The following is a 16,644-nucleotide window of genomic DNA, read 5'->3' as shown; positions in this document are numbered from 1 at the left end:
TCAGGGCGTGAGCATGCCCAGCTTGGGAGCGGGCAGGTCCACGGACAGCTCCTGGGTGAGGCTCTCGGTGGCGTGGAAGCCCTTGCCGCTCACCTCGCCCGCGCGGAACAGGGCCCAGCTCTGGAGGCCGCGCTGGAACGAGCGCGTCATGTGCCACAGCTCCAGGCCGCTGTTGGCGACGAAGAGGTAGAGCGTCCGCTTCGGGTTCCAGGGGTTGGGCAGCGCCATGGCCAGGCCGTCATCCGCGCGGCCGTACGTCGTGCCCTGCCAGCGGAAGAAGCGCCGGCCCAGCTCCACCGGCAGCTTCTTCTCCGCCTGGAGGCGCGCCAGCAGCCCGTTGTCCTCCAGGCCGCCGAAGACGACCAGGTCGCGATCCGCCAGCTCCGCGTCCGTCACCTCGGCGTCCGGCTTGATGGGGGCCAGCCGCTCCGGGGACGCGTCCGCCAGCTGCTCGCGGTAGTTCGTGGCCAGCGTGCGCATGGACTCCACCTGGTGCGCGGAGCCGTACACGAAGAGGAGCTTGTCCCAGTCATCCAGCGTGTTGGCCAGGGTCTGGTAGCGCTCGCGGGCCACGGGGATGTCGTTGCCCACGTTGAACACCACGCGCACCGGCCGGTCCGCGACCTTCACGGTGAAGGTGTCGCTCGCCCCCTTCACCTCCACGCGGTCCAGCACGGCGCCCTTCTCCGTCTGCACCTCCACCAGCGTGGCGAAGCGCCAGGGCGTGCCGGACTGGTCCACCTTCAGCGTCACCTCGTAGCCCTCCTTCGCCTTCTGCGCGCGCGAGGTGAGCCGCGGCGCGGGCAGGCCGCCGCGCTCCACCCACTGCTTCACCAGCGGCCCCACGTCCTGGCCGGCGGCCTCCGACGCGATGCGGATGAAGTCCTGGGTGGTGAGCTTCTTGTTGGCGAACTTCGTGTGCACCGCGTCCATCACCCTGGCGAACTTCGCGTTGCCCAGGATGAGCCGCAGCTGGTGCAGCAGGTACGTGCCCTTGATGCGAGGCACCGCGTACGTGCCGTAGCGGCCGTAGTCCGTGCGCGCGGCGGACGGCACCACATCGCCCTCGCGAGCCGTGACGTACAGGTAGCGAGCGTTGAGCTCCGCGAGCGCGTCGCGCTGGGTGTCGAAGGCCTTGGAGAGGTCATCCCCTTCCGGCAGGTCCTTGAGCTGCGTCCAGTACGCGGCCGAGCCGCTGCCGAACCAGTTGTCCCCATCCGTCGCGGGGAACACGGTGTTGGACCAGAGCTTCTTCTCGTCGAAGCTGAGCGCGTCCTTCACGCGAGCGAAGTCGCGCTTGGGCTTGTCCGCCTTGGGCTCCGGCTTCTGCTTCGCCTTGGCGGCCTTGAGCTGCTCCGCCACGTAGATGGGGCTGAAGGCGGTGTAGCCCAGGGACAGGTGCGGCGTGGCGCCGGGCAGGTCGGGGATCCAGCGGCTGCCCACCATCTTCTCGCGCAGCGTCGTCTTGCCGTAGTGGGCGAGGAACATCAGCTTCTCCGCCATCTCCGACGTGGTGACCTTGCCGTCGCACGCGTGCGGGCGGTTGATGGGGCTGGAGGCCATCATGCGCGTGGCGCTGTCCACGTCGAAGCCGCCCTTGCCGTACTTCGCGTAGGCCTCCTGGAAGGCGATGTCGCGGTTCCAGGTGTTGAAGGCCAGGTCCAACGGGGCGTTGTTCGCGTTGGCAAGGGACTCCTTGCGGACCTCCGGGTCGCGGTTGTTGTTGTTGGCCCAGATGAAGTCCTTGAGGTTTCCAGGCGTGTCCGCGGCCTTGCCCTTGCTGCCCGTGCGCCACAGGCGCGTCTTCGCCGTACCCAACAGCAGGCACGCGCCCTCATCCGTCTTGGTGTCCGCGAGCGTCCAGTCGTTGGTGTAGAGGCCGTTGTTGCGGTCCTTGAGGATGCGCTCCACATCGTCGATGGAGTTCGCGTACTGCACGGCCTTGCGGATGCGGTTGCTCTGCGGGGTGCCGTCGATGTTGAAGGGCGTCTGGCCCACGGTCGTCTCACCGATGATGACGCCCGCGTCGTTGAGCATCCAGTCAGAGCCGCTGTGGATGCCGCCCGGGAAGGTCTGCATCACGAAGCGGTGGCCCTTGGTGGGCTGCACGTCCAGCACCACGTCCCAGTGGACGCCGGTGTAGCCGTTCCACATGAAGATCTGGCCCATGACGACGCGGCCGTCCTTCGTCGCGGACTTGGTCGCCACGAACGAAGAGCAGTGGTCACCCTCCCCCGCGCGGCCGTTCTCGTCCTCGCCCTTGAGGAAGGTGCGGCCGGAGAGCGGGGACGCGGTGACGCGGTTGGCCTCGTCCAGTTGGCCCAGGTCCACGGCGGAGTTGAGGGCGACGACGTCCAGCACGTCCAGGTCGCGCTCCTTGCCATCCGGGCCCTTGAACTTCGCGCCGCCCACGTTGGCGCCGTCGGCGATGCCCTTCATCTCCTCCAGGTACTCGGGCTCGAAGCGGCGCAGGAACAGCGAGTCCGCGAGCAGGCGCACCTGCGCCCAGCCCTTCGCGGCGTCCGCCTTGTCCTTCTGGATGCCGAGCTTCTCGATGTAGCGGACGATCTCCTGCGACACGAGCTCGCCGTACTGGCGGCCGCGCTCGTAGGGCTCGCCCTCGATGTGGACGTACACCCAGCCACCGTCGTCGTAGCGGAAGCCCTTGCCGGCCCAGCGCACGCTCTCCATGGGGACGTACGCGGTGATGTCGTCCACCTCCTCCAGCTTCACGTCATCGAACCACGCGGTGCCGGTGGCCTTGCCGTTGTGGCCCAGGTGCGCGCGCACGCGGTCCGTGGACTGGGTGGCGAAGAACAGCACCTGCACGCGGCCGCTCTGGTCCGCGCCCTGCGGCGGCGAGCAGTTGGTGAAGGGGAAGCTCTGCATGGACAGACACGCGCCCAGCGCCGTGGGGTAGCGGGCCTGCGCGTCCGCCTGCACGCCCTGGGTGCGCACCCAGGCGGAGAGCCGGTAGAGGCGGCCCACCTGGAGCCTCACGGGCTCGGACTGGACGGTGGTCTCCGCGCCGCCCTGGGGGCTTTCGATGACGAGGCTGCGGCTGCCCTCGGACTTCGCGTCGGTGCGAGCGGAGACCTTGCCCTGACCGGAGGCGGTCCAGCCCTGGGGGAGGTTGTTGGCGACGGACTCGAAGCCGGCGTTGGGGACGGCGATGGACGCGGGGGCCGCCCATGCGGAGGCCGAGGCGCAGACGGCCAGCGCAGGCCAGAGCAGACGGGAGCGTTTCCACATCAGACGCAGGTGGGGCATGGCTTGCTCATGGAAGGAGGAATGGGTGCGGCATCCTGTCACGTCATACGCGGACGTGCTGGCATGCATTGCGCGCACAGACGGCAGGCGGTTCACTCCCAGCGAGACTGGAGCACGTCACGCCATGACGCCCTGTTCCATGCCCGTGCCGAATTCGACCGCAAGGCGCGGAGTGCTGGCCTGAAAATGGGGGGTTAGGTTTTCGCTCGTGGTCATGAGGACCGCGCTCGAAGGGAGGCAGCGAATGGCGACGAAGACGGAGGCCCTCGCGGCGGCGACGATGGGCGACCCGCGCTGGGCGGCGGTCGTCGCTCGGGATGCGGCGGCGGATGGGCGCTTCTTCTATTCCGTGAGGACGACGGGCGTGTACTGCCGTCCGTCATGCGGAGCCCGGACGCCGCGGCCGGAGAACGTGGGGTTCCACGTAACGATGCAGGCGGCGGAGCAGGCGGGATTCCGAGCATGCAAGCGGTGCAAGCCGGGGGAGCCCTCCCTCGCCGTGAAGCACGCGGACCGGGTGGCCGAGCTGTGCCGCTTCATCCAGGCCGCCGAGGCCCCGCCGAGCCTGGAGGAGCTGGCCGAGCGCGCGGGCCTGTCGCCGTATCACCTGCACCGCGTATTCAAGGCGGTGACGGGCCTGACGCCCAAGGGCTACGCGGCGGCGCAGCGGGCGGAGCGGATCCGCACGGGGCTGACGAAGCGCCGCTCCGTCACCGAGGCCATCTACGACGCCGGGTTCAATTCGAGTGGCCGCTTCTACGAAACCTCCAGCCAGGTCCTGGGCATGACACCAACGAACTTCCGCGCCGGGGGCGCGAACACGGAGATCCGCTTCGCCATCGCGGAGTGCTCGCTGGGTCCCATCCTGGTGGCCGCGAGCAACAGGGGCGTGTGCGCCATCCTGATGGGAGATGATCCGGACGCGCTGGCGAAGGACCTCCAGGACCGCTTCCCGCAGGCGACGCTGGTGGGCGGGGACGCGACGTTCGAGCAGCTTGTGGCGAAGGTCGTGGGCTTCGTGGAGGCGCCGCGCGTGGGCTTGGACCTGCCGCTAGACGTGCGAGGCACGGCGTTCCAGCAGCGCGTGTGGCAGGCGCTGAGGGAAATCCCGGCCGGGAAGACGGCGAGCTACACGGACATCGCGGAGCGGATTGGTGCACCGAAGTCGGTGCGGGCCGTGGCGCAGGCATGCGGCGCGAACGCGCTGGCGGTGGTGATTCCGTGCCACCGGGTGGTGCGCAACGACGGCGCGCTGTCTGGCTATCGCTGGGGCGTTGAGCGCAAGCGCGCGCTGCTGGAGCGCGAGGCGCAGCGGTGAGGAGACGGGTCCGCGCGGTGGATTGGGAAGCAACGGGCCGGGACCTGGATGCCCGTGGGTGCGCGGTCCTGGAGCGCCTGCTCACGCCCGATGAGTGCGAGGCATTGGCGCTGCTCTACGACATGGAGGATGCCTTCCGCAGCCGCGTGGTGATGGCGCGGCACGGATTTGGCCGGGGTGAATACAAATACTTCGACCATCCGCTGCCGGAGGTCGTGACGGAGCTGCGCACGGCGCTGTACCCATACCTCGCGCCCATCGCGAACCGCTGGAACACGGCGATGGGAATCGACGTGCGGTATCCGGACGCGCACGCGGACTTCCTCGCGCGTTGCCATGAGGCCGGACAGGTGCGGCCCACGCCGCTGCTCCTGCGCTACGGCGCGGACGACTACAACTGCCTGCACCAGGACCTGTACGGTGAGCACGTCTTCCCACTCCAGGTGGCCATCCTCCTCTCCGAACCCGGACGGGACTTCACGGGCGGCGAGTTCGTGCTGACGGAGCAGCGTCCCCGGATGCAGTCACGGGCGGAGGTCGTCCCCCTGCGTCAGGGAGACGCGGTCGTCTTCGCGGTGCATCACCGCCCCGTGCAAGGCACGCGAGGCACGTACCGCGTCAATCTGCGGCATGGCGTCAGCCGTGTGCGCTCCGGCATGAGGCACACGGCGGGCATCATCTTCCATGATGCGGCGTAGCCCGCGGTTCACCACGTCCAGTCCAGGAGTCCAGACGCAAAGACAATAGTGGATTCCCCCGGGCCCAAAACCACCTCAGACGGGGCCAATCCCACCCACACAAAGAGCCCTTGATTTAATCATCTGAGCTTGTCCATCCTGAGAGAATGACAAGACTCAAGCATCTCCTGTCGGCGGCCGTCGCATTGATTTGCATTGCCGTGACTCCGGCCCAGGCGGCGATTGGGGTCACGACGGTCACCGCCCCCGCGACGATTCCCAACCCCAACTCCATCTTCACGGTGACGTACGCCCTGAATGGGAGCAGCACGCTGGCTTCAGCACAGATGCGGTTCTACCTGGCGACCAGCCCGCAGGGGACCTCGAACCGGGTCTTGATGAGCTCGCAGCAGATCCTGCTCGGACGGGCCGGAACAGGGCTCTACCTCCCGCCTGCGGGCACCCAGTCGGCGTCCTTCTCCAGGGCCACGGTCCAGGCGGCTGCGCAGACCGTGCTGGATCAGGCCGCGGCCGCGTGCGCTCCGCAACTCTATTACATCCAGGTCGAGGCGGACCTTTCGTCCCGGTGGGGCGACGACACGCTGATTGGCACCACCAAGCTCCCGGACTTCTACTTCACGGCCGGGACGCTGACGCCCTCGACCATCACGCCGGGTGGCACCGTCACCTTCACGGCGGACCTCTTTACCGCCTGCCCCGTGAATGCCCCGTCCACGATCGGGGTCTTCCTGGCGGACGCCAACTTCAACCTGCTCAGCTACATCGGTGGGATTTCCGTGGGCACGGGCGCGGGGACGTTCTCCGTCGCGCCCACGGCCATCACGTTCTCGACGGCCATCGAGCCGGGGACGTACTACCTGGTCCTCGTGGCGGACGTGGATGGGGTCATCGCGGAGAGCAACGAGAACAACAACCAGGGTGCCTTCACCTTGCAGGTCGTCGCGAGTCAGCCGTTGACGGTGCGGGACTCGGCCAGCGCGCTGGAGTCCGACCTGCCCGGTCCGGTCCGCGCGGACATCGAACAGTACGCCCCGACGATTGGGTTCGTGGACGGCTACGCTTCGTTGTCGCGCTGATGAAGCGCTCGCCCTCCTGCCATGCGCAGGGCTTCGTCCTCGGGCGTTCCATCCTGGAACCGCTCACCGCTCGTCCCAAGAACGACCGATCATGGCGTCGACTCGAAATTGGAGCTGTGCGCCATCGGCCCCCGACAAAGCGGCATCGGGCTCGAAGTACCGGCTGGCCATGCGAATGAGAAAGTGAAAATTCTGCGGAGACGCCCTGTCGACGGCGCACCCTACGAACCTGTCCGACTGTCGGACAGGTTTGGAGGAGCGCGGCCGGAGGCCCCCGTTCCCTCCGGTCCGCGAAAACCTGTCCGACTGTCGGACAGGTTTTGAATGGCCGCCGCCGGAGGGGCTCCGCTCCGTCCATGTAGCTCCAACCTTTCCGACAGCCAGCCAGGTTGGAGCCGTGTCAGCGGGGTGGTGTAGGGATTGGACTCCCGGGAGTTCAGGCGCTCCGGGCGCGCATGCCCTGGGATGACGGGGCGGCTCGCGCGACGAGCTTCCCGGTGACGCCCTTGGGCAGCACCACACCGAAGAAGAAGCCCTCCTCGAAGGGTTCCGTCGAGTCGAGCTGCACCTTCACGCGGGACGCAATCGTCGCGAGCGCCGTCTTCAGGTACGTCATCGCGAAGTCCGCGCCCACGCACGCGCGCGGTCCCCGGCCAAACGGGAAGAAGTAGCCGCTCCCCAGCGGGTCCCGTGCCGTTCCTCCGTCGAGCCAGCGCTCCGGCTTGAACGTGTCCGGGGCCTCCCAGTGCTTCGGGTCGCGGTGCAGGTGCTGGTTCGAGATCATGATCATCGCCCCCGCGGGCAACGTGACCCCGGCCAGCTCCGCATCCTTCGACGGCGTGCGCGTCATCACCCGGACCGCCGGCAGGATGCGCAGCGCCTCATACGCCACCGCCTCCACCCACTTCGCGGCCTCCAGCTTCCCGAACGTCAGCGGCCCATCCGCCACCAGGGAAGCGGCCTCCGCGGCGAGGCGCGAGTCAGCGTCGGGGTACTTGTTGAGCTGGTGGAACGCTCCCACCAACGTCACGCTGGAGGAGAACGCCCCGCCGAAATAGGTGCCCCCGAGCATGTGCGCCAACACCTGATCATCAATGCCCGGCGTCTCCCGCAGGTAGCGGGACATGACGTCCACGGCATGCGGGTCCTGCCGCTTGCGAGCCTCGCGGATCCGGTCCACGAAGTGCCCGTAGAAGCGCGCCTTCACCGCCTCGAAGTCCTTGGGTGGCTTCACGAACTTCAGCGGCAGCTTCGACTGGATGCGCGCGTCCGCCGCCCTCGCGAGCAGCATGAAGTCCTCGAACACCTGCTCCGGCAGCTTCTCCCCCACTGAAGCCACCGAGAACGCGTCGAACGTCAGCCGGCGCAGCGCCGGCGTGAAGTCGATGTCCCCCTGCTTCAGCAGCGCATCCACGGACTCGGAGATGGCTGCCTGCATGGGGCCCACCTGCTCCGCCAGCCACTCCGAGGCCCAGGGCTGCGCGCCGGGCTCCAGCGCGCGCTTCTGGACCCAGTCCCCGCGCAGCTCCGCCGTGAAGGCCGTGTCGTCCGTCGTGGACGGGCGGATCTGCTCGCTGATGTTCCCCTTCTCGAACTCCATCCGGCGCGGGGACTCGTAGACCTCCGCGATGAGCGCCGGATCGTTGAGCACCAGCCCGGGATTGGGCCCCATCCAGATGAGCGTGACGCCGCCGTACTCGCGGCCATAGCGGGCGCAGACGTCCCAGGGAGAAGCCCCCAGGAAGTCCCCGGCGGTGCCGAGGATCCCCGGCGGGGGACCGGGCAGCGACGCGAACGGCTTACGCTTCGCGCCGAAGAACAGGTTGAAGAGGCCACGAGAGAGGGCGTTGGGCACGGGCGGTGTCTCCTGACGGCGCTAGACGGTGATGCCGCAGGGGATGCGGTCGGCCTGCAGGACGGTGTAGGGCACCGCGACCTTCGCGTTGCGTGCCTTCACGGCCTCGCACTGCGCGCGCAGGCGGGAGTGGAAGCGGTCGCGGATGGCGATGAGCTCCGGCTCCTGGAAGTAGTCCTCGCGCCAGCCTCCCTCGTGGAGCAGGTACTCCTCGTCGTCCCCGAAGCTGGACAGCGCGCGGCCCACCGCCACCTGCCAGAGCATCTGCGTCTTGGAGGGAATCATCGCTTCGATGTCCTTCTCCCCCAGGGCACCCTTTTGCCGCGGCGGAGGCTGGCGCATGCACAGCGGCGCGTTGGGCACGAAGGCGTAGTGCTCGTACTGGAGATAGTTCACCGCCGCGTGCTGGACGCTCACCGTGAAGAGCACCGTGGTGAGGATGTCCGCGAGGTCGGACACGCGCTTCAGCTCCGCGCACGGGAGCTTGTCCACGGGCAGGCCGTGCTCGGTGAGGTCCTTCCACCAGCGCTGCATGTCGGCGTCGCGCACCAGGTCCTCGTCGGACTTGTAGAAGGCCCCCAGCACCCCTCCGACGTACTCCTCGAGCGCGTCCCACAGGAGCAGCGCGTCGTCACGGTACGGGTAGTGCGGGAGCACCGCCGGGTCGAGCACGCCGCGCCGCTCGATGTCCGGGCGCGGCTTGTTGTCCGCGAGCTTCCAGGCCTTGTACCCCTTCCTGCCCAGGAACAGGTGGCCCTGGTCGGGGCCGCCCGTGGCGATGAGGTCGTCGAACACGCCGCCCTCCGCGAGCAGGCCCTTTCGCGCGCCCTCATTGATGGCGAGCGTGTAGCGGAAGTGGCGGCGCAGCAGCTTGTAGACCGGGTGCGGGTCCGGGAGGTTGCGCATCGTCGCCATGACGAACGGCTCCGCCACGAAGTGGGTGCGCAGCGCGTGGCCCACCATCTGGTGCGCGTTGCCCTCGCTGCACCGCAGGTAGATCTTCGCGGCCAGCCAGTCGTGCGGACTGTCATTGGGCGTGAACACCGGGTCCTGCTCCGGGTCACGACCGAGCTGGATGGCGATGGGCCGCAGCTGCTGCGTGTCATCCAGATACAGCAGGCACCGGGACGCGGGCGCCCAGCGGCGCTCCTCGACGCCCGCCTTGTCCGTCTTCTTGAACATGGGCACGTCGCCCAGGATCTCGAAGTCGAGGAGGAACACACGCTTTTCCTCCAGCGCCTGCTGGAGCGTCACGCCCGGCGACAGCTGCCCCTTCAGCGCGTCATCCGTCACGGGCATGCCCTCCGGCAGCGCGATGATGGACTGGATGTGGACGGGGCTGATGCCCTGGACGGCCTGGCGGGCGAACTCGAAGTCATCCTGCCAGCGGCGGGCGATGCTGGGCAGCTCGATGCCCTTGAAGAAGTCGAAGATGTCGACGAGGCCGTGCCACGCCTTGCTCAGCACAGGCATGTGCAGCTTGATGGCCGCCAGCGTCTTCGCGATGACGACCTCGTAGCTGCCGTCCACCAGCCCCCGGTAGAGCTCGTCCTTGGGGAGCGGACGCGAGGGCGTGACGTCGAGCGCACCGGGCAGGCCGGCGGTCGCCTCCGCGGGACGCCACGGGTACATGCGCTGCCGGGCCTGGAGCAGCTCGCTCCGGGCGGCCCGCTCCCGCTCGTGCTGGACGTGCTGGGGCAGCCGGGCGGTGCCCTCCAGGACGTCCGCGGTCGTCCTGGCCAGCACCCACCGATAATAGGGGAAGAACCAGTACTTCCCCGGCGAGGTGACCGTCACCGAGTCCAACAGCCAGTCGCCGCCAATCCCGCCGCCCGCATTGGAGAAGCGCAGCAACAGCAGGTCTCCCAGGTCCTGGGCCTTGACGACATAGGCATCCACCGCTCCGGCCTCGAAGTCGTTGTGGAAGCGCTTGTCCAACAGCTGCGGCTGACTCTCACCCTGGGTGCCCACCAGCACCACGGAGATGGCCGCGTTCGTTCCGGCGCCGAGCTTCGAGCTCGTGCGAATCGTCAGCGTGTAATCGACAGTCATGGATTTCCCCACTAGCACGTCAAATCCAGGGTACGCCGCTGAAAGACGCAGCGGACCCGCCATGGCTCGCGAGGCACAGGTGCTCCGAGGGCACTTGCCGTGGATCCAATAGTGGGTCGCCCCGGAGGGCGAGCGCGCTGCGATGGGTTGGACAGGGGGCGCTCGGTCGAGAGGGCGTGGTACCTTCCGCCGCGATGAAGCGCGCCCAGCGACGTTCCGCGTGGATGGATGGCTCCGGCAAGACCTCTCTCAGGTCGACGTTGACCACGACTGGGATTGAGGCCCGGCGCTGATGCGGACCGCGTGGCGCCGGCTGTTGACCTCGCTGGGTTTCTCTTCAAAGGCCGGGGAACCGCCGCTCCTGGAGGCAGAGGAGCTGGCCCGGTGGTACGCGGGGCTGGGATTGAAGGAGCGGCTGGCGGTCAGCCGCAACCTGGTCAAGCAGGTGCGTGCGCCCCGAGCGCTCCGGGATGCGTCGGCGCTCCCCGCGGTCGTCACGGGCAGGCTGATGTTCGAGCACGACGGGCCCCAGGGGCCCATCCCCTTGCATCACATCAAGGTCGAGCTGTGGGACCGCGACTTCGGGACGCCGGACGACTTCCTGGGCGAGGGCTTCACGGCCGCGGATGGTTCGTTCGCGATCCGCTACGACCCGGCGGACGCGGGCGAAGGAGACCTGCCGGACCTGGAGCTGCGCTTCTTCGAGCCGCAGCACACGTTCCGCCAGGATGGCCGGGTGGTGGAGACCTGGAGGCGCATCGGCTCGGAGCGCGGGCCGGATGACCACGCGGGCCTGGAGTACGACTTCGGGACGCTGCGGCTGCCCTACTGGGAATACGACCCGTCGACGCCGCTGGCGCGGTTGCTGGTGGTGGAGGAAGGCACGCCGCCCACGGCCTATGCGCCCGGCCGGGCGCTGGCGATGCTCAAGGCCGTCGCGCCCATCGAGCTGGTGAAGCGCCAGCACCAGCTCCAGATCCGGATGGGACAGGCGCCGAGCCTCGCGAAGATCCAGGCGGACTACCCGGAGACGATGACGGTCCGGATGGAGCGCGAGTCCCCGGGCTCCTCGCGGAGCGACGCGTGGTTCGGAGAGCGCCTGCTCAACGGGATGTTCTCCAGCATCCTGGACCGGGACCCGGAGGTGCCCGGGGATGCCCACGCCTTCCGGCTGTACCTGCCGTGGAATGCCTATGAGCAGGACGGCGTGCATTGCCTGCCGGACGTGGACCTGCGGCTGCGGTTGGTGGACGGGAAGCTGATGCCCCAGCGGATCATCCTGGGGATGCGCGAGCCCGGTGCGACGGCGCCGGGCTCACCGGTGACACGCCGGACGTACACGCCAGCGGATGGCGCGGCCTGGGAGGCGGCGAAGCGGATGGCGCGGGTGAGCGCGACGCTGGACGTGGAGCTGGGCAATCACCTGGGGCAGTGCCACTTCAACGTGGAGCAGTACGCCATCGCCGCGCACCGCAACCTGCGGCGCAATCCCTTGCGCTGGCTGCTCATGCCGCACCTGCGCGAGGTGGTGTTGATCAACCACGCCGCCAACGGGTTCCTGGTGGGGCCCACGGGGTACATCACGCGGGCCAGCGCGCTGACGGAGGCGGGGATCCGCCAGCGGCTGGAGCACCTGATGGGCAGCTATGACTGGAAGGGCTTCGCGCCCGCGGCGCCGGTCTGCGAGGGGCACCGGTATGCGCACGCGGGCCAGCTGTTCTGGAAGCTGCTCGGGGAGCACGTCGACGCGTTCTTCGCGGAGCACGGCGCGGCGGTGGAGGCGCAATGGCAGGAGGTGCGCCGGTTCTCGGACGACCTGGTGGCGCACTCGGCGCCCGCGTTCGTGTGCCGCTATCTGAGGGCGAAGGTGCCGGGCAAGGACGCGCCGTGGTTCGTGCGCTCGGAGCGCATGGACCTGGACGCGAAGGTCACGGAGCCCGGTGCCAGGGCGGTGAGCGCGGTGACGCGGACGGATACGCCCCAGCCCGGCGAGGTGGAGGCGCTGAAGCACCTCTGCCGCTACGTCATCTTCTTCGCGACGTTCCGGCACGCCTGGGCGAACAACCTCCAGTGGGAGGACGCGGGGGAGGTCCTGTACTCGTGTCTGGGATTGCGTTGGGGCAGGGGCGGCGCGCTGTCCACGGAGGAGGACCTGGACGTCGCGCCAACCCCTGACGCGGCGACGGAGATGCTGTGGATCTCCTGGATGCTGTCCAAGACGAACTACGGCTTCATCCTGTCCAACGAAGAGGAGGACGTGCATCCCCGGCTGCTGGAGCTGCTCCGGGCCCATGCCGCGGACTTCGCGGCCCTGGGCCTGGATGTCCGGACGGTCAGCTCCCGCATCAACATCTGAAGCGGCATCAGTACGTCCAGGGGAACCGCTTGAAGTCGCGCTTGCGCTTCTGCACGAACGCGTCGCGGCCTTCCTGGGCCTCCTCCGTGCCGTACCCCAGACGCGTGGCCTCGCCCGCGAAGAGCTGCTGGCCCACGAGCCCGTCGTCCGGGAGATTGAAGGCGTACTTCAGCATCTTGATGGCCGTGGGGCTCTTGGTGTTGATCTCCGCCGCCCACTCCAGCGCGACCTTCTCCAGGTCCTTGTGCGGCACGACCTTGTTGATGGCGTTCATCTGGAACGCCTCTTCCGCCGTGTAGGCCTGGCCCAGGAAGAAGATCTCCCGCGCCCGCTTCTGCCCCACCTGCCGCGCCAGCAGCGCGCTGCCGTAGCCCGCGTCGTAGCTGGCCACGTCCGCGTCCGTCTGCTTGAACATCCCGTGTTCCTTGCTCGCGATGGTCATGTCGCAGACCACGTGCAGGCTGTGCCCGCCGCCCGCCGTCCAGCCCGGCACCACCGCGATCACGACCTTCGGCAGGAAGCGGATCTGCCGCTGGACCTCCAGGATGTGCAGCCGTCCCAGACGCGCCGGGTCCGCCGCGTCCTCGCCGGGCTCGTACTTGTAGCCGTCCTTGCCGCGGATGCGCTGGTCGCCGCCCGAGCAGAACGCCCAGCCGCCGTCCTTCGGGGAAGGGCCATTGCCGGTGAGCAGCACCACGCCCACGTCCGTCATGAAGCGCGTGGCCTCCAGCGCCCGGGCCAGCTCGTCCACCGTCTTCGGACGGAACGCGTTGCGCACCTCCGGGCGATTGAACGCGATGCGCACCGTGCCCTGGTCCACCGCGCGGTGGAACGTGATGTCCTTGAACTTGTGGCCTTCCACCGGCTGCCAGCGGGACGCGTCGAAGAGGTCCGAAACCATGCGCTGTCTGCTCCGAATCTGGGGAGAGTGAACGGCCCGGAACCCTAGCGGTTTCCGCTCGGGGACGCCCGCGCTACCGTGCGCGCCATGCCCACGAGCCTGCTCGTCATCCATGTCCACGTGCACGTGCTGCCCCAGCACGTCGATGCCTTCCTCCAGGCCACCCTCGCCAATGCCCGCGAGAGCGTGAAGGAGCCCGGCATCGCCCGCTTCGATGTCTGCCAGGACAACGAAGACCCCACCCGCTTCGTCCTCGTGGAGGCCTACCGCACGCCGGACGCTCCCGCCGCGCACAAGGAGACCGCCCACTACCTCACGTGGCGTGACACCGTCACCCCCATGATGGCCGAGCCCCGCGTCCCCCGCCGCTACACCAACCGCTTCCCCGACGACGCGGGCTGGTGACATGCCCGCCCCCTCCTTCGAGTTCGCCACCGCCACCCGCGTCCTCTTCGGCCCGGGCCGCCTCCAGGAGGTCCCCGACCTCGTGCGCGGACTTGGAGGCCGGAAGGTCCTGCTCGTCACCGGCACCAACCCCGCTCGCGCCGAACCCGTCCGAGCCGGGCTCGAACGGCTGGGCATCCCGTCCGCCGCATTCCGCGTCCCGGGCGAGCCCACCGTCGACCTCGCGCGCGAAGGCACCGCCGCCGCCGTGGAGGCCGGCTGTGACGCGGTCGTCGCCATCGGCGGAGGCAGCGCGCTCGACGCGGGCAAGGCCATCGCCGCGCTCGCCGCAAACGGGGGCGACCCGCTGGACTACCTGGAGGTCATCGGCCGGGGCCAGGCCCTGACGAAGCCGTCGCTGCCGTTCGTGGCCGTGCCCACCACGGCGGGCACCGGCTCGGAGGTGACGCGCAACGCGGTGCTGGGCTCGAAGGAGGCCGGCGTGAAGGCCAGCCTGCGCAGCCCGATGATGCTCCCCCGCGTGGCCCTGGTGGATCCGGACCTGCTGGAGCATGCGCCCGCGGAGGTGCTCGCGGCGGGCGGCCTGGACGCGCTGTCGCAGCTCATCGAACCGTTCCTGTCCATCCGCGCCCAGCCGCTCACGGACGCGCTCGCACGTGAAGGCATGCAGCGCTCGGCCCGCTCGCTGCGCAAGGCCGTGCTGCACGGCCCCGGCCCGGCGGAGCGCGAGGACCTGGCCATCGCCAGCCTCTTCGGCGGCCTGTGCCTGGCCAACTCAGGCCTGGGCGCGGTGCATGGCTTCGCGGCGCCTTTGGGCGGCATGCTCGGTGCGGCCCATGGAGCGCTGTGCGCCGCGCTGCTCGGGGCCACGCTGGAGGTGAACCTGGAGGCGCTGCGCTCCCGCGCTCCGGACCACCCCGCCCTGCCCCGCTTCCAGGAGCTGGCCGCGCTGCTCACCGGCCAATCCGACGCCCGCGCCGAGGACGGCATCGCCTGGGTGAAGGACCTGGTCCACGCCGTGCATATCCGGGGCCTGCGCGCCATGGGCCTCACCGACGCGGCCGTGCCCGGACTCGTCGTCAAGGCGCGCGCGGCCAGCAGCATGAAGGGCAATCCGCTGCCGCTCACGGACGCGGAGTTGACGGCGCTCGTCGAACGTTCGATGTGAGGAGCCAGCCATGAAACCCGCCGCCCTCGTCCCCGTGGTGCTCGAACGCCTGCGCGAGAAGTATCCCGACGCGAAGTACGAGCTGAACTGGAACACCCCCTATCAATTGCTGGTGGCCACCATCCTCGCCGCCCAGTGCACGGACGAGCGCGTCAACCGCGTCACCGCCGAGCTGTGGAAGAAGTACGACGGTCCGCGGGCAATCGCGGACGCGGACACCGTGGAGTTGGAGGAAGACCTCAAGCCCACCGGCTTCTTCAAGCAGAAGACCAAGACGGTGCAGGCCATGAGCCGCGCGCTGCTGGACGCCCACCAGGGCGAGGTGCCCGACCGCATGGAGGACCTGGTGGAGCTGCCCGGCGTGGCGCGCAAGACGGCCAACGTCGTGCTCAACACCGCGTTCCAGCAGGCCTCCGGCATCATCGTGGACACGCACGTGGCCCGCGTCAGCCAGCGCCTGGGCCTGACGAAGCAGGAGAAGCCCGAGGCCATCGAGACGGACCTGATGAAGTGGGTGCCCAGGGACGACTGGACCTTCTTCGGCCCCGCCGTGGTGCTGCATGGCCGCTACACCTGCGTGGCCAAGAAGCCCAAGTGCCCGGAGTGCGTCTTCAACGACGTGTGCCCGAAGCTGGGCGTGACCTGAGCCGTCACATGTGCGCGAGCACCACCAGCGTCAGCACCCAGTCCAGCCCGGCTTCGAGGAAGTAGTAGGTGGAGCCGTCCAGCGAGGTGCCAAACCCGGTGCCCAGGTGGCCGATGGGGCCCGCGAAGAACTTCATGCCCACCTCGGCGCCCAGGTTGATGGGGTTGCGCCGCGAGTTGGCCACGTCCAGGTACGGGCCCACCAGCGCCCGGGTATAGGGCGCGAACCAGCTCGTCACGAAGTGCTGATAGCCCACGGTGGCGTTCAGCGATGCCCGCTTCGGGTCCGCGCTCGCGTTGAGGCCCAGGACCAACCGCCGGGCCTTGAGCCCCATGGGCTGCACGTTCACGTCCAGCGCCAGGCCCATCCCGCCGTCGAACGGGACGCGCCAGCCGAACGCGAACTCCGTCGTCGACTTGTCGATGGACAGCGCCTCGTAGCGGTAGTGCGCCGCGCCCGCGGCATCCCCTCGCGCGTCGTGGAGGTCCGCGAGCGCCAGCGTGGCCTCCTCGGACTCCGCGTCACGGGCCTTGCGCAGGGGCTGCTCCGCGCCGTCCAGGTCGCCCCGCGTCATCCGGTCCTTGCCCTGCTTCAGGCAGGCGGACGTGGAGCCCATGGAGCACGCGAGCCCGAAGGCCCGGTCCGCCTCTTCCGTGCGGTGATCCGCCAGGAGCTCCTGCCCCCACGTCTCGCAGGCCCAGGCACTCCCGCCGTCGCACTTCTCCTGCAGCGTGGGAGCGCGCGTCACCTCGTTCATCGTCGTCACGCACGCCACCGTCAGCAGGCAGGGCACCAGGCACGACGCACGGAGAAGTGACAGCAGGGGACCCCGGAGGGGTGGAGCCGCATCCATGGTCCACATTCAAACACACCGCCGGGCCACGGCGTGTCGGGGCGGT

The 16,644-nt window shown here is 69.0% G+C and carries 12 protein-coding genes; 7 read left to right on the top strand and 5 right to left on the bottom strand.

What is annotated here, in order from left to right; all coding sequences use genetic code 11:
• Complete coding sequence (locus tag KYK13_RS14610; RefSeq protein WP_223645050.1) at positions 1 to 3,270, bottom strand: C45 family autoproteolytic acyltransferase/hydolase; 3,270 nt, start codon at positions 3,268 to 3,270, stop codon at positions 1 to 3.
• Positions 3,271 to 3,514: 244 nt separating this feature from the next.
• Between KYK13_RS14610 and ada the strand changes: the two genes are divergently transcribed.
• The 3 genes from ada (at position 3,515) to KYK13_RS14595 (ending at position 6,362) form a co-directional block, all read left to right on the top strand.
• A complete protein-coding gene (gene ada / locus KYK13_RS14605) occupies positions 3,515 to 4,588 on the top strand; it encodes a bifunctional DNA-binding transcriptional regulator/O6-methylguanine-DNA methyltransferase Ada (RefSeq protein WP_223645049.1) in 1,074 nt (357 codons plus the stop codon).
• A gap of 17 nt (positions 4,589 to 4,605) precedes the next feature.
• Complete coding sequence (locus KYK13_RS14600; protein ID WP_223645048.1) at positions 4,606 to 5,286, top strand: 2OG-Fe(II) oxygenase; 681 nt, start codon at positions 4,606 to 4,608, stop codon at positions 5,284 to 5,286.
• A gap of 200 nt (positions 5,287 to 5,486) precedes the next feature.
• Entirely contained in the window at positions 5,487 to 6,362 is an 876-nt protein-coding gene (locus KYK13_RS14595) for a CARDB domain-containing protein (RefSeq protein WP_223645047.1), read from the top strand.
• Between the two features lie 436 nt (positions 6,363 to 6,798).
• On the opposite strand, the gene KYK13_RS14590 is transcribed toward KYK13_RS14595, so the two are convergent.
• Both KYK13_RS14590 and KYK13_RS14585 read right to left on the bottom strand, forming a co-directional pair.
• Positions 6,799 to 8,217: a cytochrome P450 gene (locus tag KYK13_RS14590; protein WP_223645046.1), complete on the bottom strand. Its 1,419-nt coding sequence runs from the start codon at positions 8,215 to 8,217 to the stop codon at positions 6,799 to 6,801.
• A gap of 21 nt (positions 8,218 to 8,238) precedes the next feature.
• Positions 8,239 to 10,269, bottom strand: a complete 2,031-nt coding sequence (locus KYK13_RS14585; protein ID WP_223645045.1) for a lipoxygenase family protein — start codon at positions 10,267 to 10,269, stop codon at positions 8,239 to 8,241.
• A 292-nt stretch (positions 10,270 to 10,561) separates the two neighbouring features.
• Between KYK13_RS14585 and KYK13_RS14580 the strand changes: the two genes are divergently transcribed.
• A complete protein-coding gene (locus tag KYK13_RS14580) occupies positions 10,562 to 12,625 on the top strand; it encodes a lipoxygenase family protein (RefSeq protein WP_223645044.1) in 2,064 nt (687 codons plus the stop codon).
• Between the two features lie 7 nt (positions 12,626 to 12,632).
• Here the strand turns inward: KYK13_RS14580 and KYK13_RS14575 are convergent, their stop codons facing one another.
• Complete coding sequence (locus KYK13_RS14575) at positions 12,633 to 13,526, bottom strand: 1,4-dihydroxy-2-naphthoyl-CoA synthase (RefSeq protein ID WP_223645043.1); 894 nt, start codon at positions 13,524 to 13,526, stop codon at positions 12,633 to 12,635.
• Between the two features lie 87 nt (positions 13,527 to 13,613).
• On the opposite strand from KYK13_RS14575, the gene KYK13_RS14570 reads away from it, so the two are divergent.
• The 3 genes from KYK13_RS14570 to nth are packed head-to-tail and all read left to right on the top strand — an operon-like array spanning position 13,614 to position 15,745.
• On the top strand, positions 13,614 to 13,931 hold the full coding sequence (locus tag KYK13_RS14570) for a putative quinol monooxygenase (RefSeq protein ID WP_223646620.1): 318 nt from the start codon (positions 13,614 to 13,616) through the stop codon (positions 13,929 to 13,931).
• Position 13,932: 1 nt separating this feature from the next.
• Positions 13,933 to 15,099, top strand: a complete 1,167-nt coding sequence (locus KYK13_RS14565) for an iron-containing alcohol dehydrogenase (RefSeq protein WP_223645042.1) — start codon at positions 13,933 to 13,935, stop codon at positions 15,097 to 15,099.
• A gap of 10 nt (positions 15,100 to 15,109) precedes the next feature.
• The gene (gene nth, locus KYK13_RS14560; protein WP_223645041.1) at positions 15,110 to 15,745 is read left to right on the top strand and encodes an endonuclease III; all 636 of its coding nucleotides are present in this window, start codon (positions 15,110 to 15,112) and stop codon (positions 15,743 to 15,745) included.
• Between the two features lie 4 nt (positions 15,746 to 15,749).
• On the opposite strand, the gene KYK13_RS14555 is transcribed toward nth, so the two are convergent.
• Positions 15,750 to 16,538 carry a hypothetical protein gene (locus KYK13_RS14555; RefSeq protein ID WP_223645040.1) on the bottom strand — a complete coding sequence of 263 codons (789 nt, stop codon included), beginning with the start codon at positions 16,536 to 16,538 and terminating at the stop codon, positions 15,750 to 15,752.
• Positions 16,539 to 16,644 lie beyond the last annotated feature (106 nt).

This window comes from Corallococcus sp. EGB (assembly GCF_019968905.1).
In the GTDB taxonomy this organism is placed as follows: domain Bacteria; phylum Myxococcota; class Myxococcia; order Myxococcales; family Myxococcaceae; genus Corallococcus.
The sequence above is the reverse complement of the archived record's forward strand: the minus strand, read 5'-3'. Positions and strand labels throughout refer to the sequence as shown.

Bases quoted from the DNA above. Each gene is read 5' to 3' on its own strand.
- KYK13_RS14580 (WP_223645044.1), top strand. From the start codon at position 10,562: ATGCGGACCGCGTGGCGCCGGCTGTTGACCTCGCTGGGTTTCTCTTCA.
- nth (WP_223645041.1), top strand. From the start codon at position 15,110: ATGAAACCCGCCGCCCTCGTCCCCGTGGTGCTCGAACGCCTGCGCGAG.
- KYK13_RS14585 (WP_223645045.1), bottom strand. From the start codon at position 10,269: ATGACTGTCGATTACACGCTGACGATTCGCACGAGCTCGAAGCTCGGC.
- ada (WP_223645049.1), top strand. From the start codon at position 3,515: ATGGCGACGAAGACGGAGGCCCTCGCGGCGGCGACGATGGGCGACCCG.
- KYK13_RS14575 (WP_223645043.1), bottom strand. From the start codon at position 13,526: ATGGTTTCGGACCTCTTCGACGCGTCCCGCTGGCAGCCGGTGGAAGGC.
- KYK13_RS14565 (WP_223645042.1), top strand. From the start codon at position 13,933: ATGCCCGCCCCCTCCTTCGAGTTCGCCACCGCCACCCGCGTCCTCTTC.
- KYK13_RS14610 (WP_223645050.1), bottom strand. From the start codon at position 3,270: ATGCCCCACCTGCGTCTGATGTGGAAACGCTCCCGTCTGCTCTGGCCT.
- KYK13_RS14570 (WP_223646620.1), top strand. From the start codon at position 13,614: ATGCCCACGAGCCTGCTCGTCATCCATGTCCACGTGCACGTGCTGCCC.